The sequence below is a fragment of the Romboutsia sp. 1001713B170207_170306_H8 genome (assembly GCF_015550495.1).
Classification (GTDB): domain Bacteria; phylum Bacillota; class Clostridia; order Peptostreptococcales; family Peptostreptococcaceae; genus Romboutsia_E.
In genome coordinates, this window is record NZ_JADNAX010000001.1 from 389,831 (window position 1) to 412,186 (window position 22,356).

At 26.3% G+C, this 22,356-nt stretch carries 23 protein-coding genes; 18 read left to right on the plus strand and 5 right to left on the minus strand.

Translation table 11 applies throughout. From position 1 onward, the window contains the following. Nucleotides 1–60: 60 nt before the first annotated feature. Nucleotides 61–990: a LysR family transcriptional regulator gene (locus I2A66_RS01870; protein WP_122638157.1), complete on the minus strand. Its 930-nt coding sequence runs from the start codon at nt 988–990 to the stop codon at nt 61–63. A gap of 221 nt (nt 991–1,211) precedes the next feature. Here I2A66_RS01870 and leuB point away from each other — a divergent pair, with 221 nt between their 5' ends. Beyond that, nucleotides 1,212–2,333, plus strand: a complete 1,122-nt coding sequence (gene leuB / locus I2A66_RS01875; RefSeq protein ID WP_122638156.1) for a 3-isopropylmalate dehydrogenase — start codon at nt 1,212–1,214, stop codon at nt 2,331–2,333. A gap of 46 nt (nt 2,334–2,379) precedes the next feature. On the opposite strand, the gene I2A66_RS01880 is transcribed toward leuB, so the two are convergent. Continuing rightward, nucleotides 2,380–3,150: a hypothetical protein gene (locus tag I2A66_RS01880; RefSeq protein WP_122638155.1), complete on the minus strand. Its 771-nt coding sequence runs from the start codon at nt 3,148–3,150 to the stop codon at nt 2,380–2,382. 279 nt (nt 3,151–3,429) lie between these two features. Here I2A66_RS01880 and I2A66_RS01885 point away from each other — a divergent pair, with 279 nt between their 5' ends. The 6 genes from I2A66_RS01885 (at nt 3,430) to I2A66_RS01910 (ending at nt 9,201) form a co-directional block, all read left to right on the plus strand. Then, nucleotides 3,430–4,092 carry a TIGR00266 family protein gene (locus tag I2A66_RS01885; RefSeq protein ID WP_122638154.1) on the plus strand — a complete coding sequence of 221 codons (663 nt, stop codon included), beginning with the start codon at nt 3,430–3,432 and terminating at the stop codon, nt 4,090–4,092. A gap of 431 nt (nt 4,093–4,523) precedes the next feature. Next, on the plus strand, nt 4,524–5,591 hold the full coding sequence (locus tag I2A66_RS01890) for a hypothetical protein (protein ID WP_195250837.1): 1,068 nt from the start codon (nt 4,524–4,526) through the stop codon (nt 5,589–5,591). A 56-nt stretch (nt 5,592–5,647) separates the two neighbouring features. Beyond that, nucleotides 5,648–6,370 carry a hypothetical protein gene (locus tag I2A66_RS01895; RefSeq protein WP_195250839.1) on the plus strand — a complete coding sequence of 241 codons (723 nt, stop codon included), beginning with the start codon at nt 5,648–5,650 and terminating at the stop codon, nt 6,368–6,370. A 25-nt stretch (nt 6,371–6,395) separates the two neighbouring features. After that, nucleotides 6,396–7,301: a DUF2156 domain-containing protein gene (locus I2A66_RS01900; RefSeq protein WP_147515511.1), complete on the plus strand. Its 906-nt coding sequence runs from the start codon at nt 6,396–6,398 to the stop codon at nt 7,299–7,301. Between the two features lie 246 nt (nt 7,302–7,547). Beyond that, the gene (locus I2A66_RS01905; protein ID WP_122639610.1) at nt 7,548–8,300 is read left to right on the plus strand and encodes an ABC transporter ATP-binding protein; all 753 of its coding nucleotides are present in this window, start codon (nt 7,548–7,550) and stop codon (nt 8,298–8,300) included. After that, nucleotides 8,284–9,201 (plus strand): SufB/SufD family protein, encoded by a 918-nt coding sequence (locus tag I2A66_RS01910; protein ID WP_122639609.1) that lies wholly within the window; start codon nt 8,284–8,286, stop codon nt 9,199–9,201. The genes I2A66_RS01905 and I2A66_RS01910 overlap by 17 nt, the downstream gene beginning before the upstream one ends. Nucleotides 9,202–9,249: 48 nt before the next feature. Here the strand turns inward: I2A66_RS01910 and I2A66_RS01915 are convergent, their stop codons facing one another. Continuing rightward, a complete protein-coding gene (locus I2A66_RS01915) occupies nt 9,250–9,549 on the minus strand; it encodes a DUF1540 domain-containing protein (RefSeq protein WP_122639608.1) in 300 nt (99 codons plus the stop codon). A gap of 173 nt (nt 9,550–9,722) precedes the next feature. On the opposite strand from I2A66_RS01915, the gene I2A66_RS01920 reads away from it, so the two are divergent. After that, nucleotides 9,723–10,007, plus strand: a complete 285-nt coding sequence (locus tag I2A66_RS01920) for a hypothetical protein (protein WP_124097561.1) — start codon at nt 9,723–9,725, stop codon at nt 10,005–10,007. Nucleotides 10,008–10,144: 137 nt separating this feature from the next. Next, nucleotides 10,145–11,926, plus strand: coding sequence for a UvrD-helicase domain-containing protein (locus tag I2A66_RS01925; RefSeq protein ID WP_147515509.1), 1,782 nt, complete (start codon nt 10,145–10,147; stop codon nt 11,924–11,926). 48 nt (nt 11,927–11,974) lie between these two features. On the opposite strand, the gene I2A66_RS01930 is transcribed toward I2A66_RS01925, so the two are convergent. Beyond that, nucleotides 11,975–12,808, minus strand: a complete 834-nt coding sequence (locus I2A66_RS01930; protein ID WP_122639605.1) for an undecaprenyl-diphosphate phosphatase — start codon at nt 12,806–12,808, stop codon at nt 11,975–11,977. 173 nt (nt 12,809–12,981) lie between these two features. On the opposite strand from I2A66_RS01930, the gene I2A66_RS01935 reads away from it, so the two are divergent. Further along, the gene (locus I2A66_RS01935; protein ID WP_122639604.1) at nt 12,982–13,890 is read left to right on the plus strand and encodes a tyrosine-type recombinase/integrase; all 909 of its coding nucleotides are present in this window, start codon (nt 12,982–12,984) and stop codon (nt 13,888–13,890) included. Nucleotides 13,891–13,936: 46 nt separating this feature from the next. On the opposite strand, the gene I2A66_RS01940 is transcribed toward I2A66_RS01935, so the two are convergent. Continuing rightward, on the minus strand, nt 13,937–14,332 hold the full coding sequence (locus I2A66_RS01940) for a hypothetical protein (protein WP_122639603.1): 396 nt from the start codon (nt 14,330–14,332) through the stop codon (nt 13,937–13,939). 282 nt (nt 14,333–14,614) lie between these two features. On the opposite strand from I2A66_RS01940, the gene I2A66_RS01945 reads away from it, so the two are divergent. The 8 genes from I2A66_RS01945 to I2A66_RS01980 all read left to right on the plus strand — a co-directional run bounded on the left by I2A66_RS01945 (nt 14,615) and on the right by I2A66_RS01980 (nt 22,305). Beyond that, the gene (locus tag I2A66_RS01945; RefSeq protein WP_147515508.1) at nt 14,615–15,007 is read left to right on the plus strand and encodes an arsenic metallochaperone ArsD family protein; all 393 of its coding nucleotides are present in this window, start codon (nt 14,615–14,617) and stop codon (nt 15,005–15,007) included. A 171-nt stretch (nt 15,008–15,178) separates the two neighbouring features. Continuing rightward, the gene (locus tag I2A66_RS01950) at nt 15,179–16,609 is read left to right on the plus strand and encodes a YfcC family protein (RefSeq protein WP_122639601.1); all 1,431 of its coding nucleotides are present in this window, start codon (nt 15,179–15,181) and stop codon (nt 16,607–16,609) included. Between the two features lie 133 nt (nt 16,610–16,742). After that, a complete protein-coding gene (locus tag I2A66_RS01955) occupies nt 16,743–17,303 on the plus strand; it encodes an MATE family efflux transporter (protein ID WP_195250841.1) in 561 nt (186 codons plus the stop codon). 39 nt (nt 17,304–17,342) lie between these two features. After that, nucleotides 17,343–18,086: an MATE family efflux transporter gene (locus tag I2A66_RS01960; protein WP_195250843.1), complete on the plus strand. Its 744-nt coding sequence runs from the start codon at nt 17,343–17,345 to the stop codon at nt 18,084–18,086. A gap of 101 nt (nt 18,087–18,187) precedes the next feature. Then, on the plus strand, nt 18,188–19,630 hold the full coding sequence (gene purB, locus I2A66_RS01965) for an adenylosuccinate lyase (RefSeq protein ID WP_122639598.1): 1,443 nt from the start codon (nt 18,188–18,190) through the stop codon (nt 19,628–19,630). Nucleotides 19,631–19,752: 122 nt separating this feature from the next. Then, nucleotides 19,753–20,082: a DUF1904 domain-containing protein gene (locus tag I2A66_RS01970; protein WP_122639597.1), complete on the plus strand. Its 330-nt coding sequence runs from the start codon at nt 19,753–19,755 to the stop codon at nt 20,080–20,082. 75 nt (nt 20,083–20,157) lie between these two features. Continuing rightward, nucleotides 20,158–21,669 (plus strand): glutamate/gamma-aminobutyrate family transporter YjeM, encoded by a 1,512-nt coding sequence (yjeM, locus tag I2A66_RS01975; protein ID WP_122639596.1) that lies wholly within the window; start codon nt 20,158–20,160, stop codon nt 21,667–21,669. A gap of 183 nt (nt 21,670–21,852) precedes the next feature. After that, nucleotides 21,853–22,305, plus strand: coding sequence for a MarR family winged helix-turn-helix transcriptional regulator (locus I2A66_RS01980; RefSeq protein ID WP_147515505.1), 453 nt, complete (start codon nt 21,853–21,855; stop codon nt 22,303–22,305). The last annotated feature ends 51 nt before the right edge of the window (nt 22,306–22,356 follow it).

A 22,356-nucleotide genomic window follows, 5' to 3' on the forward strand; every position in this document is an offset into this window, starting at 1 on the left:
ATTATATGGCATTATTTATAAAAATAAATAAAAAGAATGGGAGCATAAGAGCTCCCTATTTTAATTTTTAATATCATTTTTAGAGTTCTCAATCAAAACACTTTTGGCTAAATCTATAAAATATCTTTCAGCAATGTTTAAATAAGAATTGTTTAAATATAAAACAGCAATATCCCATTTTATAGGTGTATTTTCTAAATGAAATAAATCAAAATCATAAATAGCTTTAGTAGTATTTAAAATCATTTCAGAAACAAAACAAACTCCAAGGCCAGACGTTGCTAATCTAAATGCAGTAGCAGTATTAGAGGTTTCTAAAATAACATTTGGTTTAAAATCAAAAAAATTAAAAAGTCTTTCAGTTAGATTTCTTATTCTGTGATTTCTTTTAGTTAGTATAAAATCAACATCTTTAAGCTTGTTTATATCAATCACATTTGAGGTGTTGGGAAGTAAATAGTCTTTTCCTAAATACCCCTTTTTAGATGCAAGCATTACTTTTTCTTCGTATAGAACCTCACAGGTTATTTTCTTATTATTACTTGGTAGAGATGTGAAAACTAAGTCAACCTTCCCAGAAATTAAAGATTCTTCTAAGAAGTTAGAGTCTCCTTCTATAATTTCAATTTCAATACCTGGGTATTTTTCTGAAAATCTAGGTAATATAAAAGGTAGTACATATGTACCTCTTACAGACGGTATACCTAGAGTTATTTTTCCTTTTTTCATATTTGAAATATCACTAAATTCTTTTTTTAGATTATGTTCTAATCTTAGAATTTCTTTTGCTGTTTCAACATATCTTTCACCAGCATAAGTAAGTGAAATTGGATTAGTAGTTCGATTAAAAAGTTGAACTCCTAAATCTTTTTCGATATTTGATACTATATTACTTAGTGATGGTTGAGATATAAATAGATGTGATGCGGCTTTTGAAATACTTTTTAGTTCAGCGATTGTAATAATATATTTTAATTTTTTAGAATTCATCAAATCCTCCTTTATATAAATTACTAATCTAAATTATATTTAACTTTTATAAAAATATAAATACATTTATTTAGATGGAAAACATTTATACATACATTTTTTTGTATGAGGAATATATAAATTTATATATTTTACATTATAAGTATTTAAGTTTACTATGAAAATATAAGTTAAAATAATTAAAAATAATATTTATATATTAAATAAAAAGGAGCGGATTAATGAATTATAAGATTGTATTAATAAAAGGGGATGGAATAGGTCCTGAAATAAGTAAGGAAGCAGTAAAGGTATTAAATACAATTTCAAATATATATAATCATAATTTTAAAATAGAGGAAGTAGTTGGTGCAGGAGAAGCTGTAGATAAGTTTGGAGATCCACTACCGAAGGAAAGTTTAGAAGCTTGTTTAGAAAGTGATGCTGTAATAATAGGAAATGTAGGAGGAAGTAAGTGGAATTCTGTATCATTATGTAAAAAACCAGTAAAGGCAATTTTAAAAATAAGGGAAGCTCTTAATTTAACTTCTAATTTAAGACCAATAACATTAAATCAAAACTTAAAAGAATTCTCTCCATTGAAAGATAATATAATTTCAAGAGGTATAGACATTCTTATTGTAAGAGATTTGGCTGGGAGTGTAATTTGTGGGGAAAAGAAATCTTATACAGGTAAATTTGGTAGAGAAGCAAGTGACTTAGAATATTATAATGAAGAAATAATAAAAAAATCAGCAAATAGAGCTTTTTCTTCTGCTATTATAAGAAATAAAAAAGTTTCAAGTATAGATAAATCTAATATATTAGCAAGTTCTAAACTTTGGAAGGATGTAGTAAATGAAACATCAAAAAATTACCCTAATATAAAAGTTAAGCATCATCTTGTGGATACTGCAGCTATGGAAGTAATATTAAATCCGGATAAGTTTGATGTTATACTTACTTCTAATATGTTTGGTGATATACTTGCTGATGAACTTAGTCAAATAACAGGTACAGCAAGTATGCTACCTTCAGCTGAAATAGATTCTAACGGTAAAGGACTATTTACACCAAATCAATTACATCATCCAGATGAAAGTATAATAGGAAAGAATAAAGCAAATCCGATTGGACTTATATTATCAGTTGCACTTATGCTTAGATATTCATTTAAGTTAGATGATGAAGCTAATATTATAGAAAAATCAATAGAAGAAGTTATTAATAGAGGATATAGAACAGAAGATATTTACAGTGAAGGTACAAAATTAGTTGGAACAGATAAAATGGGAGATTTAATTTGTAGTTGTATAAAAGAATCAAATAAAAATAATTATAATATGAGAAAAATAGCAATGTAAACTTAAAGTAGTGGCAAGATTTTATTAATAAAATCTTGCCACTACTTTAATTATTATATATTAAGGTTTCAGTATAATCATCAACATTTATAAGATGTATTTCAATATTGCTAAAGTCAATATCACCACTATTATAATTCATAGGAACATAGTAATGAGCCAGATTTTTTTCCTTTAAGTTATTAACTTTTTCAATAAAGAAAATATCTTCAAAATCATTAGATTTAAGTTTTACAATATAATTATCTTCATTTAATTTAGTGTTTTCTGTAAAGAAATAAAGGAGTGCTTTATCATCTTCAACAAGTAAACTCTTTAGTTGAATATTAAATTCATTAAACTCTATTTTCTTATTAATATTATAATATTTAGATAGATTATTTTCTGTATCCGATTTTAATAGAGCATTATTAAATACTAATTTTTTAATATTGTTAGTATTAGATGACTTGATTAGATACTCTATTTTAAGAGAGTTAAATGATTTGCTCAGAGGTATAAATATAGAAGTTACTTCTCTTTTAAATTCAGATAAATCATTTTCACCCAAAATAATTTCGTTACAATTAGAATTATTTAAAATTATTTTAGGAATTACTTTAGCTGTATCCTCAGATATTTGAGATCCATCTAAAGTTTCAACAGTATACTTAGTTAGTAGATAATCTTCATATAATGTTGAATTTATAATATCTATATTGTAATTTTCGATTTCCATAGCAGTAGACATTATACTTTTAGTGTTTAATTTATAAAATATGATAAGAAAAACGCTTATTATAGGAATAAGTATTAAAGTTAGCTTTGATATTTTCATTTTACCCCCCTGATTAATGAATAATATATGTATAAATATATTATATAATAGAAAAAGATAAAAAATATAACAATTAGATTTACATTTTATTACAAAAATATATTTAATATCTGTTAAAAATATATATTTAAATGAATGTAAATAGAAATTATATTTTAGATATATACTTAAATAAATATATACGTAATATGTTAATTTACAATACTGTAACATTGTTTAGATTGATATGAAATAGCATAACTGATATTATAAATTTATCATAGATAATAGGGGGTAGTTATGAATCAAAATACAGATAAATTTGAACTATTATGTCAAGGAGACAGCAGAATATTAAAAATAAATGCAAATAGAGGAGATATTTTTAGAGTGGAAGCAGGATCTATGGTAGCTATGACTCCAACATTTGATCTTAAGGTTAAGGCAGGAGGCATAGGCAAAATGCTTGGTAGAGTTATGTCAGGAGAGTCTGCATTACTTCAAGAGTACAAAGCAATATCAGATGGAGAAATACTACTAGCTCCTACGATGTCAGGTGATATAACAAAGGTAGAATTAGATGGAAGTAAGCAATATAGAATAAGTAATGGAAATTTTCTAGCATGTACTGAAGGAATAACATTAGAAACTAAAGCTAAAGTAAAAGGTATATTTGGTAGTGGAGAAGGTATATTTGGATTAAGAACTGTGGGATCAGGTACTTTATTTGTAAATTCTTGCGGTTCTATATATGAGATAAATTTAGGTATAGGAGAAGAATATATTGTAGATTCAAGTCATCTAGTATTATGGGAAAATGATATGGAATTTTCTACAGAGTTAGCTGGAGGCGGATTGGCATCATCTTTTCTAAGTGGTGAAGGATTTGTTGCTAAATTTAGAGGTCCAGGAAAAATTTGGATTCAGACTAGGAAACCCATAGTAGTACCAACGAATGGATAAATTTTAATTGTATATTATATCTAACTGTAATAGATTTAGTCTTATTGACAATGCAAAAGATTATTATATTTAGTTTAGAAATAATATATTTGCAGTAGCATATTTGATACAAAACCAAGATATAAGTATAAAGATACTTGGATGTAGTGCAGGCTCATTAATTTTTACTTAATTCCCTAAAAGTAGATTAAGTTGATAAAAAAGAAAGTTTTTGTGTATAAGACAACATAAAGACTTTCTTTTTTTATGTTAACTTTAAAAACTAAATCGAATTTTTATGAAATAATACTAAAAATAAAGTTAATATCTAGAAGGCTATTTAATGGTAAGTAGAGAAGATTAAGTAATGTTTTTATATAAAGTAAACACTAATAATATTATTCATATAGTATACAAGGATAAGGTGTTTAATTTAATAAGGAGAGTAATTAATGAAAAATAGTATTAAAATAGTATCTATGTTGATTATAATACTTATAGTATCTGTATCTAGTTCCATTAACCATAGATTTAAAGGTGATTTAATTTCTGATAGAGTTTATGAACTGTCTTATATAGAAAAAGAAGAAGGGATAGAATTTACAGATATTGATTTTTATGATGAAAATATTATAATAATTTCTTCTTGTGATATAAAGAATGATAAAACTGGATTTAAAGCATATGATTTAAGTACAGGACAGCTTATTTATCAAGACTGGGTAGATTTTATATTTTATCCTAAAATAATGAAATTTGAAGATAGTTCTTTTGCCTTATATGATATGTCAAACTTTGTTTTATATGAGAAAATAGAAAGCAAACCTACTTTAGAGAAATATCTAGATAATAGAATAGTAGAAAATGAAAATGATGTAGAAAATTATATATTTTATTCTAAGGATAAGTACTATATGACAAAAGAGGCTATATTATATAAAGTTGATTTTAATGGTGAAAGAGAAGTTTTAATAGATTTATCAGAAGAATACGATAAAATATGTGCGAGTGTTCTAAATGATAAATTATTACTAATTCAGTGCTTAAATTCAAATCTATATGAAGAAAAAACACTTATCTATAATAAAGTTGATAAAAGTATTTATGAAGATGAAAATATAAGTAACACTATGCCTTATATATATAAGGATACTACAGTTGTTCAGCATTATAATACTAGCAATATAGATATATATTCATCAAAAGATAAAGAATATATGTATTCTATTAGCTTAGAAAATCCTAGCGATAAGGAAATGATACTATTTGCAGATAGTAATTTTATAATGACATATGAATATGAAAATAATAATCTAGATAAAGAAAATTACAGGATATATTCCATTGAAGATGGTGATTTAATATATAAAGAAAAATTATTTACAGAATCAGAGTATACTTATAAATTCGGAGCATTCTCTGACAATAAAGACGTTGCTATAATAGGTTTAAATGAATATCAAGAATGTGATATTGATATAGCAAATACACAATTTTTACTTATAGATATGAAAATTTAAATACATTAGAAAAGAAAGTAAGTAATTATAATGATGCAGAAGAATTAGTAAAAAGTATGAATGAAAAGTATAATGTAGATATATTTATAAAGGAGGATGCAATAGGGAATTTTCCAGATTTTACAGGAGAGGTGTTAAAAAATGAAGATAATATAATAGGAGCATTAAGGGGAATAGATGATGTTTTATCAAAGCTTCCAAGAGGATTTATAGATGAACTTTGCAGTGAAATTGATGAAAATTCATTGACAGGAGTCAATATATATATAACTGGAAAGTTAAGTTCTAATGCAGATGATGCAATAAGTAGTCCAGTAGGTTATGCATATAGTGATAATGATTTAAAGAGAAACTGCATTGTATTAGATGGAGAACAATCTATGTTTAATATAAAATATAATATGCAACATGAGTTAATGCACATTATTGATAATAGGATAAGTAAATATAGTGATGATTTTCAATCATGGAATAATTTTTTAATTAATGATGCTAAGTATAATTACTCTTATATTGGATATGAAAATGATTATTCTAATACAGTGGTTGATAGTGATTCAAGTGAAGGTATTTGTTTTATAAATACATATTCTAAAACTTATCCTAATGAAGATAGGGCAGAAATATTTAAATTATTATTTTATGATGGAGATGAAATACCTAGTGAATTAAGTTATCCCATAATAAGAGAAAAGGCATATTATATTTGTAGAGTTATAAGAGAAAACTTTAAATCTGTACAATCAGAAGATAAGGTATACTGGGAGAGATTCAAGTAAATATATGCAACTTAAGGAGCAGATTATGATATTTAAAGACATTAGTATAGACTCTAAGCAAGAAATTGATAAGTTTACTTTAAAATCAAATAGAGACTCTTGTGATTTTAACTTTACTACATTGTATATGTGGAAATATGCATATAATACAAAGTATTATACTGATGAAGATTTTTTGCTAATACTCGAAGAACATGAAAGTAATGAACTAGATATATATGTGTTAGCAATGTTAGATAGTATTTATAAGGCAGTTGATTTTGTATTAGATTATTTTAAATATGAAAATAGAAGTATATATTTAAAGGGTATAAGTAAAAGTGAAGTTTTATATTTACAGGATAAATATAAAGGACAATTTAAATTTAATGAAGATAGAGATTCATTTGATTATATATACTATGCAAAGGATTTGAAGGAGTTAAAAGGAAGAGGAAATAGAAAAAAGAGAAATCATATAAATAGTTTTGTGAAAGAATATAGTGGAAGATATGAATATAAGCTTCTTAAAAATGAAGATTTTAAGGAATGTTTAAATTTTATGAAATTATGGTATATAAATAAACAGTTTAAAGATGAATTTGATATTAAAATGAAATATGAATTTATGGGGGTAAAAGATATTTTATATAATTATGATAAGTTAAAAGATATATTAAAAATAGCAGGTATTTATATAGATGAAACTTTGCAAGCATTTACAATTGGTGAAAAATTAAATAATGATATGGTATTAATTCATACAGAAAAAGCTAATACTAATATAAGAGGTCTTTATACGTTTATAAATCAGCAGTTCTTAATAAATGAATTTGATAATGAAGGTTTTGTAAATAGAGAAGATGATATGGGAATAGCGAATATTAGAGAAACAAAGATGTCTTATCATCCGTGTAGATTTATAGAAAAGTATATAACTAAAATCATATAAATATACTAAACATAAATTGTAATAATTAGGATAGACTTGGAAATAATAAATATAAAAATAAAAGATGTGCTTAATTTAAGCACATCTTTTTACTATTAAAATATACCATTTAAAATAAGAATAAAAATATTTATTTATCAAATAAAATGTAAATTATATTCTAGAAAATAGTAATGTCAAAATAACAGTAAAATACTATAATTATTATTAGAGAACTTATTTTAAAAGCAGAAGAGAGGGGTTAATATGCTTGAACTTAAAAACGTATCTTTTAAGATTGAGAACAATGAAGGTAAGACAGAAATAGTTGATAATATCAGTTTTTCTGTTAAAGATGGAGAAATAGTAGTTATAACAGGTCCTAACGGTGGAGGAAAATCAACACTGGCTAAGCTTATAATGGGAATAGAAAAGCCAAGTAGTGGACAAATATTATTTAATGAAATTGATATAACTAATAGGAGCATAACAGATCGTGCAAAACTTGGAATTGGATATGCATTTCAACAACCACCAAAATTTAAAGGGGTTACTGTCAAAAAGCTTTTAAAGCTTGCAGCGTCACAAAATATAGAAGAAGAAAGATGTTGTCAATACTTATCATCAGTAGGATTATGTCCTAAGGAGTATATAAATAGGGAAATAGATTCATCTTTATCTGGAGGAGAGCTTAAAAGAATAGAGATAGCTTCGCTTATGGCTAGAAATCCTAAGCTTTCAATATATGATGAACCAGAAGCAGGTATAGATTTATGGAGCTTTTCTATGCTAGTAGATACTTTTGAAGGGTTTAGTGAAAATAAAAATCAAGGAATAATTATAATTTCACATCAAGAAAGAATTATAAATTTAGCTGATAAAATTATAGTCATTGGAGATGGAAGAATACAACATAATGGAACAAAAGAAGATATACTACCCTTATTAGAAGTTGATATAAATAGACAATGTGGTTGCAAGGGAAGAGAGGTGGCAATTACTCATGAATCAAGATACTAAAGATCTATTAAAAACTATTGCAGATATATCAGATACACCAACTGGTGCTTTTAATATAAGAAGTAATGGTAAGGGAGTGCAAAGACACTGTACAGAAAATATAAATATTATTCCAAAAGAAGATAAGCCAGGTATAGATATAATTGTAAAGGAAAATACGAAACACGAGAGTGTTCATATTCCTGTAGTCATAACTGAGTCAGGTTTAAATGATTTAGTATATAATGATTTTGAAATAGGGCAAAACTCAGACATACTAATCATTGCAGGTTGTGGAATTCATAATGATGGACATGCTAAAAGTCAACATGATGGTGTTCATACTTTTAATATAAAAAAAGATGCAAAGCTTAAGTATGTCGAGAAACATTATGGAGAAGGAAAAGGAGATGGAGAAAGAGTATTAAATCCAACAACTATAGTTAATATGGAAGAAAACTCTTACTGTGAAATGGAAATGGTACAAATTGCAGGTGTAAATTCCACTATAAGAGAAACAACTGCAAATCTTGCAAAAGGAGCAAAATTAGTAGTAATAGAAAAGCTGATGACGCATGATAATCAGATTGCAGAATCAAATATGACAGTATATTTAAATGGAGAAGATGCAACTGTTCAAGTAATATCTAGATCTGTAGCAAAAAATAATTCACAACAAATATTCCATCCAGCAGTTGTTGGGAATGATAAATGTAAGGCACATGTACAATGTGATTCTATAATAATGGATCAAGCTAAGGTAAGATCTGTACCTGAAATAGCTGCAAATCATACTGATGCACAGATGGTACATGAGGCAGCTATAGGTAGAATAAATAATGAGCAGCTTATAAAATTACAAACTTTTGGAATGGATGAAGAAGAAGCAGAAGGTGTAATTGTTGAGGCATTTTTAAATTAAAAGATAAAGAAAAAGTCTAACTCTTTAATTTAGAGTTAGACTTTTTCTTTATCTAGGCATAAAAGTTTCACAGCTTGCATCATGTGCATTAATTTTAACTGATTCAGCCTTGCAATATTTATTATCATTATAAGTACAGTTAACTGCATCACATTTTATATCATCTGGTTTAGTGCAGTTACAATTAGTTGAGTTAGTAAAAGAAGAATTATGACCACTTACAAATGTTGAACAATAAGTATTTGATGTAGTTGTTGCACTTTTACCATCTACATTTATTTTACCAGCATAGCAATTACCAGAATTATTATATCCACAATTAGTTGCGGAACAATTTAAATTTGACATATTATTTACCTCCTAATTCTTTAATCACAATTTATTATGTGAAAAAATAAGAAAATTATAGTATTACATTTAATTTATTTTTGGTAAATATAGAATTCATTATTAGGAGATTATCATATTAGCAATATAAAATGGTAATAATAATAAAAACTAAGAGAAGGGATGACTTTTTTATGTTAAACAAATTAGCAAAAAATCAGTATGTGAAATTAGTAAAATCAAATGGTAATGCAAAAGAAGTAGAATATGGAGTAGTATTAAATGAACATGGAGATCAATACGATATAATAAGTGTTGGATTTGAAAATAAAGATGGCCACTTTTTAGCATATCCGCCAAATGTGGAAAACTTAGTTCAAACATATACAACTAATGAAGGAACTATGTTTGATGAAGTTAAAGAAAATCAAGTAAGAAGAGCAATGCATGTATGGATAGAACAAAATTATAAATTATAAAATAAGGGGGAAGTATATTACTTCCTCTATTTTTATAATTGTTGAGAATTGACTTAAGTTAATTTTATGAATAAGGAATATGGCAAAAATTAGATTAAAATGATATAATTTTATTATAAAATAAAGGGGGAATCAATGTGAGCCAATACGTAAATATTAACTCTCAACTAGATGCATTAAAGTTAAAAGAAGTTGAAAAAACCTTTTACCAAAATATACAAGAGAATATTAATATAGTTCCTAAAGTTACTCCTTTTAAAGGGATTAATACAGATTTACTTTATATAAAAGATAATCAAATTTTATTTATAAAGTTTATGGATACTACAGAGGATTTATACTTTATTCTAGAAGAAGAATTACTAGAAGTTATGAATGAAGAATATGAATCTATGAAATTAAAGATGAATCAATTTAATAAAAATATAAATTATAATTATGTATTTATTATGCCTTATGTAGAAATAGAAGATAGCTGTGGATTTGATGATTTTGTAAATAATAATATTATAGATAAAAATAAATTAGAGAAAATAAAGGAAGACAAAAGTAACCTTGATAAATATTTAAAAGGAATAAATAATGAAGTAGAATTAAATTTATTATTATTAGATATATGTCCAGAATATTATTTGTTAAATAATAGACTACATATTAATGATAAGTTTAAGAAAATTTCTTTTTATAATGATGAATATAAATATAGTGCTGCAATGTTAGAAAAAGAACAAATTGAAAAGGCTATTTCAGTATATTATGGAAACACCATATTTAAGGGTGGTTCAGGAAGTGGAAAAACATCAATTATGTTAGCTCGAGCTATAAAATTAGCAAGAGTATATCCACATCATAAGTTTTTGATATTTACTTATACAAAGCAACTTAGAAATGAATTGATAGAAAGTTTGAATCTTCTTTATAAAGACAATAATAACTTAGAAGTACACACATTTAGTTCATTTATTTTTAAGTTAGCTAAGAAATATAATTTAGTTGTAGATTATAATATGTTGAAAACTGATTATGAAAAAGCTTTTAATAACTTAATAAAACAAGCTAAAAACATAATAAAAAATAAAAATATGTTTAAAGGAATTTTTATAGATGAAGTAGAAAGTTTCTCTAATAATGAAGTAGAGTTTATAAGAGAATTTTTATACAAATCAAAATATATATTTAATGTATTTTACTGTGAAAGCTTAAATATATCGAATCATTTAAATATATTTAAGCCAGCTTTTACAAACTTAGAATTTGGACAAGAAATAATATTAGATAAAAACTATAGGCAATCAAAAGAGCTAATTGAATTTACAAATAAGTTTGTAGAAAATTCAAATGAATATATAAAAGTGCTTAGACCTAACTTAAATAAAGAAATATTTACAAGGACTAATCCTGTACTAAAAGAAGGTAAGGTAGTAGATATAGTAAAAGTAAGTGATTTAGATGAGCAATTAAGTGCTATACTTTGGGAAATTGAATATTTTACAAAACAAAAAGGATTAGATTATTCTGATATTGCTATAGTATATCCATATAATAAAAAAAGGTTGAAAAATGGAAAAACTATATACTTCCAATATTTAATAAGAAAGGCTTTAGAAGAAAGAGAAATAGAATATATTTATGCAGAAGATACTCTTACCAATTTAAGTAAAAAAAGTGGAGTGACAATATCAAATATATTTTCTATTAAAAATTTAGAGTATAAGGCTATAATTTTCTGTGAATTAGAGATGTTATATAATCAAACTATAAATGATAAAGAACAAGATTATCAAATAAATGATTTTGTGGGGGATTTAAATAAAATATATTTAGCAATAAATAGAGCAACTGAATATTTAAGTATAATAACGACTTTGAATGAAGATGGTAGTGATTTAATTAAATTACTAATTAATTCTAGACAATAAAAATAGAAACCTGGCAACCAATTGATGCTAGGTTTCTATTTTTAATATTTATACCATAGCAGCTCCAGTGAAATAGAAGTATCCAAGAACTATTATACCAAGAACAATTCTATAGTATCCAAATGCTTTGAAGTCATGTTTTTTAATATAGTCTAATAAGAACTTAATTGCAAATACAGAAACTACAAATGCAACTATAGAACCAGTAGCTAATAGTACCCATTCAAATCCACTAAAGCTAAATCCTGCTTTTAAAAGTTTAAGTGCACTAGCACCAAGCATTGTAGGAACAGCTAAGAAGAATGAAAATTCAGTAGCAACAAATCTAGATGTACCAAGAAGTACAGCACCTATTATAGTAGACCCAGATCTAGATGTACCAGGTATAAGGGCCAAGCATTGGAATAGACCAATACCTAATGCTAACTTATATGTAAGTTGACTGAAGTCTGAAACTTTAGGCTTTTTGTTTCTATTTTCTAGCATTATCATTATAACACCATAGACAATAAGAGCTATAGCAACTGTAGTTGGGTTGAAGAATAATTCATCGATTTTATCTTCAAATAATACACCAATTACACCTGATGGTATTATAGCAACGATAACTTTTGCCCATAAGCTTAATGTTTCACTCTTTTGAGTTTTAGTTTTTGATGAGTCGAATGGATTTAATTTCTTAAAGAATATCATAAGTACAGCAAGGATTGAACCAAACTGAATTACTACTAAGAAAGTACTTACAAAAGTCTTAGATTGATTTAGTTGAAGGAATTGATCAACTAATATCATATGACCTGTACTACTTACTGGTAACCATTCAGTTATACCTTGGACGATACCTAAAATAATAACTTTAAGAATTTCGAAAAATTCGTTCATATTTTATTACCTCCAAATAAACATTAGCCCCATTTAGTTAATAAGTGGATGCTTTTTATAATTTACACTTTTAATTGTAAAAACACTAAATAAAAGTATATCAACAATAAGAAATATATTCAAGATAAAAGAAAAAATGTTATATTTATAGTAATAGAAATAAAGGAGGATTTATGGATAATAACACTATTTTAAGTGAGAAGGAGTTTTATATATTTAATAAGTTTTCAGAAAAACTTAATCCTGCGACTAAACATGATTATTTATCAAAAGTAATATTAATGAAAGTTTATTTAGAAGAAAAAGACTTACTTGATGTTAATAAATATGATTGTCACAATTTTATTGAATATGTAAAAGATAGTTATGCAAAATCTACAAGTGAGAAGATTTATAGTTATTTACATAGTTTTTATAATTTTATGCATAAGAATAAGTATATTGAAATTAACCCATTTACTTATGTAAAAAAGCCAGAAGTAAGTAGAATTAAAACTAAAGATGATGTACTTAGCATTCAAGAAATAAATCAACTTGTAGAAATACTCCCTAAATTAAATATAAGAGATAGAGTAATAATGATATTTTTAGCAACAACAGGATGCTTACTAAACGAGCTTGTTAACTTAAAATGGAAAGATTTACTTATGGATGAAAAAAATAATACATATGTAAGATTAGGGAAAGGCAAGAAAGAAAGAGTAGTTAAGCTTCATCCTTATTGTTTTAAATTGATAGAGGATTATAGAGATTACTCTGGTTTACCAGAGGTTATACTTCCTAGTGAAGGCTTCGTATTTACGACTCAAAAAAGCAATTCTATAACAGATAGAAATGTAAGATTAATAGTTCATAAAGCTTTAGATTTAGCAGGTCTTCCTCAGTATTCAGCTAAAGATTTTCGACACTCATATGCAGCTATAAGCTTAAGACTTGGAGCAGATGAAGAGGATATTAAAAATCAGCTTGGATGGAGTGACAAGTACTATGCTATACGATATAAACATGTACTAAATTTTGTGGATAGTGAAAGTATAGATTATTTATCTAATAGTGAGCACTTAAGTATAAATAAGAAATAAATAAAAGAGATTGAATTTTGATTAAAATTCAATCTCTTTTATTTATTTAATTTTCATTAGAATTATTAGTCTCATATATATTATCACTTGATGTATGAATTTGTTCATGTAAATGGGTATTTTCTTCTTCTAGGTTATTAATTTTTTCTTTTAGATCTTTATTTTCTTCGGTTAAGCTTGTTAACTCTTTAGAGGAGGTATTTTTATTACTATTACAAGCACTACTTTCTAGCTCTTTTATTTTAGATTTAAGTCCACTATTTATTGATTCTAAAGCTTCATTTTCTCGTACTAAGGCATCATACCTATCTTGAAAATTACTACTTTCAATACTAATTTTATTATTATAATGTACAAGAAATATAACAGTTAAAATTAAGCATATAAATAATGAAATAAATAAGTAAGTAAAAACTTTTTTTATCTTAGAGATACTTTTCATCTTTTACCTCCAACCCTATAAACATATTTTATAATATGATAATTATAATCGAAGTTATGATAAATGTAATTATTTTTATTATTGTTATTCTTAATAGAGTGAGATTTATATGATTAAATTTGAGAATATATATAATTTGATTTATATTCATAATATTTAGAAAATATAGTTAGAAAACTAAATAAAAGGGTATCTAAAAAGTATAAAAATAAATAAAGATTAAAATGAAATAATAAATTGATGTAAATTATATAAAATATAAGAATACTAGGAGGTTAAGATATGAGAATAGAGATTTTTGAAAAAAGTGTATATGGTATTAAAGGATTAGTAAGTTCTAGTAATGATATAGATTTAATAAAAATGAGTAAATATATAGAAGATTTAAATAAAGAATTTGATTATTTAGAAATAAATAGGTATGAAGTTATAGAAAAACCAAGATACATTAGTTCTCTTATGAATATTAGCAATAATAAAGAATTTATAGTAAGAAACAAGTCAGTAAGTTCGTTAACTAGTATAAATACAAATAATTCAATAATATTAAGTAATAAAAGTTTACCTATAATATTAATAGATGGAGAAATAGTTAAATGGGGAGAATATCCAAATATTATTGAGCTTAGAGAAATTATATCTTCATTAAAGCAGAAAAAAGTTAACTGTATATAAATTAAATTATTAATAGTTAAATATATAAAATGGCCATATCTAATTAGATATGGCCATTTTATATTATCTGTTATATTACCTAAATTTGTCGAAATGTACCATTTAAAATTATTCAAAATTATGGTATAAATAAATATAGTTAAATTACTTATAAGAGATAAGGAGAATATGATGCAACTTACATTAGAAAATAAATCAGACAGCAATGTAAAGAAAAGTAAAAAAATTAAATTACCGACAGCATATACAATATTATTTTCTATTATAGTTATAATTGCTATTATAACACATATTATACCAGGAGTTATTCCAGCTACAATATCAGATGTAGTTATGGCTCCTATGAATGGTCTAAAAGATGCTATAGATATATGTGTATATGTACTTTTAATGGGAGGATTTTTAAATATAGTAACTAAAACAGGAGCACTTGATGCTGGTATTGGTGAAATAGTAAAAAAACTAAATGGAAAAGAACTTTTATTAATACCAATATTAATGTTTATATTATCATTAGGTGGTACAAGTTTTGGTATGGCAGAAGAAACTTTAGCATTTTATGCTTTAGTAACTGCTACAATGATGGCAGCTGGATTTGATTCATTAACAGCTGTTGCTACAATATTGCTTGGAGCTGGAGTAGGTGTTCTAGGCTCTACAGTAAATCCATTCTTGGTAGCAACAAGTGTAGATTCATTAAAAGGTGTAGGAGTAGAAGTGAATCAAGCTATAGTTATGGGAATTGGAACAACACTTTGGGCATCATCACTTTTAATATCTATATACTTTGTAATGAAATATGCAAAAAAGGTTAAAGATAATAATGCAAATTCATTATTATCAAAAGATGAATTAAAAAATTCTAAAGAAGCTTTTTTAGAAGGTAAAGAAGATGTACCGGAATTTACAACTAAACGAAAAATAGTTATGGCTATATTTGCAGTTGCATTTATAGTAATGGTACTTGGAGTAATACCTTGGGAGAGGTTTGGAATAACAATATTTTCTCATACAGATTTTCTAACTGGAGTATCTCTAGGTAATTGGTGGTTCAGTGAATTGGGTATGTGGTTTGTACTTATGTCTATATTAGTAGGATTAGTATATGGATTTAAAGAAAAAGATATAGTATCTTATATAATTGAAGGTGCAGGAGATATGGTCGGAGTAGCACTTATAATAGGTATATCAAGAGGTGTATCTGTTATAATGTCTAGTACAGGACTTGACGCACAAGTTTTGAATAGTGCATCATCTGCATTAAGTGGTATGTCTCCTATATTATTTACAAATGTTGCATTTTTAATATATATTGCACTATCATTCTTAATACCATCAACATCAGGACTTGCAAGTGTATCTATACCAATATTTGGAGCTTTAGCTCATAAATTAGGATTCTCACCAGAGTTAGTTATATCTATACTTGGTGCAGGTTGCGGACTTGTAAACTTAATAACACCAACATCAGGAGTTGTAATGGGTGGTCTTGCAATAGCTAAAGTTGAATATGGTACATGGATTAAATTTGCTACTAAAGTAATAGTATGTATATTTATATCATCAGCGATTATACTATCAGTTGGAATGATGTTATTATAAAAAAATAGACTATCTTAAAATGAAACTTTGTTTTAAGATAGTCTATTTTTTATAAATTTAAAATAATTATTGACTATCCACATACTGGATAGTTTAAGATAAACAGTATGATTAAAAGAAAGGATGGTAGTTTATGAATACAGAAAACATACTAGGAACAGATAAGATATCTAAACTATTTATAAAATTCTCATTGCCAGCAATTATAGCCATGGTTATTAGTGGAATGCAAACTATTATAGATGGAATATTTTTAGGTAATTTTGTAGGAGCAAATGCAATGGCTAGTGTAAACTTAGTTCAACCATTTACACAGCTAATTATAGGAAGTAGTATGATAATAAGTATAGGTTGTTTAAGTTTTATAGGTAGAACATTAGGAGAAGGAAAAGTCGATGAAGCTAGAAATATATTTAAAACTTCTTTTATAATTATGATTATTACATCTTTGATAATAACTACAATTGGAGTGATTTTTAATAAGAATATAGCTATAATTTTGGGAGCAAATAGTGTATTACTAGAAAGTGTATCTTTATATATAAAGACATTGGCTATGTTTGCAATTCCTATGTCAACTATGTTTTTATTTGGATTTGTGGATAGAGCAATAGAAAAGCCAGAACTTTACTTAAAAGGAAGTGTGCTAAGTGTTTTTACTAATATAATACTTAACTACCTGCTTATAAAGTAATTACAATTAGGTATAAAAGGAGCAGCTATTGCAACAGGAATGTCTTACTCAATAGCTATTTTGGTAGTTATAATGCCTCTATTAAAGAAAAGTACAGTAGTAAATATATTTAAAGGTAACTTTGATAAGTCTACAATATGGCCAGTTATATATAATGGGTCATCAGAAGGTGTAACTGCAATAGCTATTGCGACAACTGCTTATGTTTTTAATATGGCTTTTATGAAGATAGCTGGAGAAATAGGAATTGCAGCATTTACAAGTATTAGCTATATTTCACAATTTGGAACATTAATAATGTTTGGTATATCTGATGGTATAGGTCCAATAGTAAGTTATAACTATGGATACAAAGAATTTGGTAGAGTAGAAGAAGTATTAAAAATTTCTTATAAAGTTACTCTATCTGTAGGTATATTTTTATTTTTTGTATTATTCTTATTTGGTAAGAATTTAGTTGGTATGTTTGCAGGTGGAAATAAAGATGTATTAGATATGGCTATAGAGGGATCTAAAATATATGCATGTACATTTTTCTTTAATGGATTTAATATAGTTTACTCTGGGTATTTTACTGCAATAGGAAAAGCTAAAGAATCTATAGTAATATCTGCATGTAGAGGCATAGTATTTATTATAATTGGTATATTTATTTTACCTATGATATTAAATTTAAATGGTGTATGGTTAACAATTCCATTTGCAGAGCTAATGACATTTTTAGTTGGAACAAAAATGATGAATATAAATAAATTTACAAAGAAAGTAGAAGCCTTAGTTTAGAAATACAAAACTGAACTAAAAGTAAAAAGAACTTGTTATCGTTCGGATATTCTTGTATAATAAAAAAGTAAAATAAGATTTTAAGGACGGTGCTAATAATTATGATAGATAACAAATACACTACTTATACTAACCCATTAACAGATAGATATTGTAGCAAAGATATGAGTTATATATTCTCTCCTCAATTTAAATTTTCGACTTGGAGAAAATTATGGGTTGCTCTTGCAGAAGGTGAACATGAACTAGGACTTAATATAACGAAAGAGCAATTAGATGAATTAAGAGCAAACGTAGATAATATAAATTTTGAAGAAGCAAGAAAAATAGAAAAAGAAGTTAGACATGATGTTATGAGTCATGTTAAAGCGTATGGATTACAATGTGATAAAGCAAAAGGGATAATACACTTAGGTGCTACTTCAGCTTATGTTGGAGATAATACAGATGTAATACAAATGACAGAAGCGTTAAAACTTATAAGAGTTAAATTAGTAAACTTAATTAATAATTTAAAAGAATTCTCATTAAAATATAAAGATATGCCAGCTTTAGGATTTACTCATTTCCAAGCAGCACAACTTACAACAGTAGGTAAAAGAGCTACATTATGGACTCAAGATTTAATAATTGACCTTGAAGATTTAAACTTTAGAATAGAAAATATGAAACTGAGAGGAGTAAAAGGTACTACTGGAACTCAAGCTAGTTTCTTAAATTTATTCGAAGGTGATCATGATAAAGTTAAAGAATTAGATAAAATAATATGTAATAAAATGGGATATAAATCTTCATATGCAGTAAGTGGACAAACATATACTAGAAAGTTAGACTATCAAGTAATAAGTATATTAAGTGGAATAGCTCAAAGTATGCATAAAATGACTAATGATATAAGACTTTTACAAAGCTTAAAAGAATTAGAAGAACCATTTGAAAAAAATCAAATAGGTTCATCAGCTATGGCATATAAAAGAAACCCAATGAGAAGTGAAAGAATAGCTTCTTTATCAAAATATATAATAAGTGAATCTTTAAGCCCAGCTTTAGTTGAAGCTACTCAATGGCTAGAAAGAACATTAGATGACTCTGCTAATAAAAGACTTGCAATACCTCAAGCATTTATGGCTGCAGATGCTATTCTTGAAATAGGAATAAATGTAACAGATGGATTAGTCGTATATGAAAATATGATATCTAAGAGAATAAATGAAGAACTACCATTTATGGCTACAGAAAATATACTTATGGAAGCTGTAAAAAGAGGTGGAGATAGACAAGAATTACATGAAGTTATAAGAGAATTATCTATGAAAGCAGCATATAGAGTTAAGCATGAAGGAAAAGATAATAACCTTATAGATTTAATAATAGATAGTAATGCATTTAATATGAGTAAAGAAGAAATATTATCTATAATGAATCCTAAAAACTTTATAGGAAGAGCTCCAGAGCAAGTTGTAGATTTTGTAAATGATGTTGTAGAACCTGCAATAGAGCCATTTAAAGAAAGTATAGGAATAGATGTAGATTTACACGTATAAATTAAAACAAAAGGGGCCTTATGAGTTAATCTCATTAGGTCTTTTTATGCTTGTAAGAAATGATAGTGAAAAGTATAATAATAAAAGAAAATTTTATAATCAACATTAGGAGGAATTAATATATGCCACAAATTAAAATAAGAGGAATTCATGAAAATGAAATATGTAAAATAAGTGAGAAGATGATAGATGAATTAGTAGAGGCAGTAAAATGTCCAAGAGATTATTTTGAAATAGAATGTATAAAGTCTATAGCAATTAGAAATGGTAAGATAGCAGATGTATATCCTTTCGTAGAAGTTGCTTGGTTTGATAGAGGCCAAGAGGTGCAAGACAGAGTAGCTAAAATAATTACAAACAATATAAGAGAAAATTTAAGTATAGAAAGTATGGATTTAGCTTTTACAGTTTTTGAAAAGAGTAAGTATTATGAAAATGGAGAACACTTTTAAATAAAGTTTAAAATATATGAATTAAAATGATATTTAATGCAAAAAGTAACCCTATAAAACTAAGGAGGGAGACTTATGGCAGAAAATAACAATAATAAGAAACTAACTTTAATAGCATTAATATTAATGATATTTACTTCAGTATTTGGTTTTGCTAATATGCCTAGAGCATTTTACTTAATGGGATATGCAGCAATACCATGGTATTTATTAAGTGCTATATTATTTTTTATACCATATGCATTTATGATGGCTGAATATGGAGCTGCTTATCAAAATGAAAGTGGTGGTATATATTCCTGGATGGAGAAATCTGTAGGAGCAAAATATGCTTTTATAACTACTTTCATGTGGTATGCGTCATACATTGTTTGGATGGTAAATGTATCATCTTCTATATGGGTTCCTTTATCTAATGCAATATTTGGATATGATAGAACTTCTGAATTTGCATTATTTGGATTAAATGCTACCAAAAGTTTAGGTATATTAGCCGTTATATGGATTATAGTTGTAACCTATATATCAACAAAAGGTGTAGAACAAATAAGAAAAATAACTTCTATTGGAGGTTCAGCTATAGCATTGCTAAATATAGTTTTATTAATTGGTGGTTTAACTGTATTGTTATTAAATAAAGGAAGATTAGCTCAACCGATAGAAAATGTAGTAAGAAGCTTTACTTTCTCACCAAATCCAGCATATCAGAGTTTAATAAGTATATTCTCTTTTCTAACATATGCAATATTTGCATATGGAGGACTTGAAGCTCTAGGAGGACTAGTAGACCAAACTGAAAATGCTGAAAAAACTTTCCCTAAAGGTGTAACTATAGCAGCGATAGTTATAGCAGTTGGATATTCACTTGGAATACTTGCATGTGGTCTATTTACTAACTGGAATAATGTATTATCTGTAGAAGGTGTTAATATGGCTAATGTAGCATACATATTAATGCAAAATCTAGGATATGAGCTAGGTATTGCACTTGGTATATCAGCAAATACTTCACTAACTATAGGTTTATGGATAGCAAGATTTACAGGATTATCTATGTTCTTAGCTTTAAGTGGAGCATTTTTCACATTAACATATTCACCATTAAAGACATTAATACAAGGATCTCCACAAGAAGTATGGCCAGGTAACTTTGCAAAACTTGATGAGGGGATGCCTAAAAATGCCATGAAAGTTCAAGCTACTATAGTAATAGCACTTATAGTATTAGTATCTTTTGGAGGAAAAGGAGCGGCAGAATTTTTCTCACTACTAATAGCAATGACAAATGTAGCAATGACAATACCATATGTATTTTTAGCAGCTGCATTTCCTGCATTTAAGAGAAAACAATTAAAAGGTGAAGTAGACAAGCCATTTTTAGTTTATAAAACTTATACAACGGCACTAGTAGCTACTGTTATAGTAAGTATAGTTGTAACTTTTGCTAATATATTTTCAATAATAGAACCTACATTTTCTGGTAAAACTTTAGATACAATAATGATGATAGCAGGACCTGTTATATTTGCTGTAATAGCATTTGTATTGTATACAAATTATGAGAAAAAGCACATAAAAAGTAAATAAATAATAAAAAATAAAGAACTTATTAAATTTAAATTTAATAAGTTCTTTATTTTTTATTTGGTAGTTTAAAAATAGCTTATATTATTGATAATTTAAGGGAAAACTATTGTATTTTGGATAATTTTAATGTAAACTATTAATTGTTAAAAAGTTAATAAACTAAACATCTGGGGTGATTATATTATGAAAGGTATAGTATCAAATACGATAGGTTTTATTTCAAAAACGTTTCCAGCGTTATATTCAAGTTTCTACTTAGATTATTTAAAACAATACTGTAGTATATATGACGTGAATAAGACACAGCTAAGAGCATTAGTTTTTGTAAATAATAATGGACCAATAAGTATGACAGATCTATGTGCTAAGTTAAACATAGAAAAGGGGAGTTTAACAAGCATGGTAGACGATTTAACTGATAAAGGATATGTTGTTAGGGATAAAGATATTTCTGATAGAAGGAAATATTTAATAACTATAACGGAAAGTGGTAAAAATGTTGCTTCTGATTTTATGAATAAGTTAAGTAATAGTTTAGAAGAAAAGCTTTTCAAATTAACAGAAGAAGAGCAAGATAAGTATATGGAAGCAATAGGAACATTACAAGCTATTCTTAGTAAACAAGAATTAAGTTAGCCATTAAATTAAAAAAACTGTAGTTAACAAAAAGAAATATTTACTAATTGT

Bases quoted from the DNA above. Each gene is read 5' to 3' on its own strand.
- I2A66_RS01870 (WP_122638157.1), bottom strand. From the start codon at position 990: ATGAATTCTAAAAAATTAAAATATATTATTACAATCGCTGAACTAAAA.
- leuB (WP_122638156.1), top strand. From the start codon at position 1,212: ATGAATTATAAGATTGTATTAATAAAAGGGGATGGAATAGGTCCTGAA.
- I2A66_RS01880 (WP_122638155.1), bottom strand. From the start codon at position 3,150: ATGAAAATATCAAAGCTAACTTTAATACTTATTCCTATAATAAGCGTT.
- I2A66_RS01885 (WP_122638154.1), top strand. From the start codon at position 3,430: ATGAATCAAAATACAGATAAATTTGAACTATTATGTCAAGGAGACAGC.
- I2A66_RS01890 (WP_195250837.1), top strand. From the start codon at position 4,524: ATGAAAAATAGTATTAAAATAGTATCTATGTTGATTATAATACTTATA.
- I2A66_RS01895 (WP_195250839.1), top strand. From the start codon at position 5,648: ATGAATGAAAAGTATAATGTAGATATATTTATAAAGGAGGATGCAATA.
- I2A66_RS01900 (WP_147515511.1), top strand. From the start codon at position 6,396: ATGATATTTAAAGACATTAGTATAGACTCTAAGCAAGAAATTGATAAG.
- I2A66_RS01905 (WP_122639610.1), top strand. From the start codon at position 7,548: ATGCTTGAACTTAAAAACGTATCTTTTAAGATTGAGAACAATGAAGGT.
- I2A66_RS01910 (WP_122639609.1), top strand. From the start codon at position 8,284: ATGAATCAAGATACTAAAGATCTATTAAAAACTATTGCAGATATATCA.
- I2A66_RS01915 (WP_122639608.1), bottom strand. From the start codon at position 9,549: ATGTCAAATTTAAATTGTTCCGCAACTAATTGTGGATATAATAATTCT.
- I2A66_RS01920 (WP_124097561.1), top strand. From the start codon at position 9,723: ATGTTAAACAAATTAGCAAAAAATCAGTATGTGAAATTAGTAAAATCA.
- I2A66_RS01930 (WP_122639605.1), bottom strand. From the start codon at position 12,808: ATGAACGAATTTTTCGAAATTCTTAAAGTTATTATTTTAGGTATCGTC.
- I2A66_RS01935 (WP_122639604.1), top strand. From the start codon at position 12,982: ATGGATAATAACACTATTTTAAGTGAGAAGGAGTTTTATATATTTAAT.
- I2A66_RS01940 (WP_122639603.1), bottom strand. From the start codon at position 14,332: ATGAAAAGTATCTCTAAGATAAAAAAAGTTTTTACTTACTTATTTATT.
- I2A66_RS01945 (WP_147515508.1), top strand. From the start codon at position 14,615: ATGAGAATAGAGATTTTTGAAAAAAGTGTATATGGTATTAAAGGATTA.
- I2A66_RS01950 (WP_122639601.1), top strand. From the start codon at position 15,179: ATGCAACTTACATTAGAAAATAAATCAGACAGCAATGTAAAGAAAAGT.
- I2A66_RS01955 (WP_195250841.1), top strand. From the start codon at position 16,743: ATGAATACAGAAAACATACTAGGAACAGATAAGATATCTAAACTATTT.
- I2A66_RS01960 (WP_195250843.1), top strand. From the start codon at position 17,343: ATGTCTTACTCAATAGCTATTTTGGTAGTTATAATGCCTCTATTAAAG.
- purB (WP_122639598.1), top strand. From the start codon at position 18,188: ATGATAGATAACAAATACACTACTTATACTAACCCATTAACAGATAGA.
- I2A66_RS01970 (WP_122639597.1), top strand. From the start codon at position 19,753: ATGCCACAAATTAAAATAAGAGGAATTCATGAAAATGAAATATGTAAA.
- yjeM (WP_122639596.1), top strand. From the start codon at position 20,158: ATGGCAGAAAATAACAATAATAAGAAACTAACTTTAATAGCATTAATA.
- I2A66_RS01980 (WP_147515505.1), top strand. From the start codon at position 21,853: ATGAAAGGTATAGTATCAAATACGATAGGTTTTATTTCAAAAACGTTT.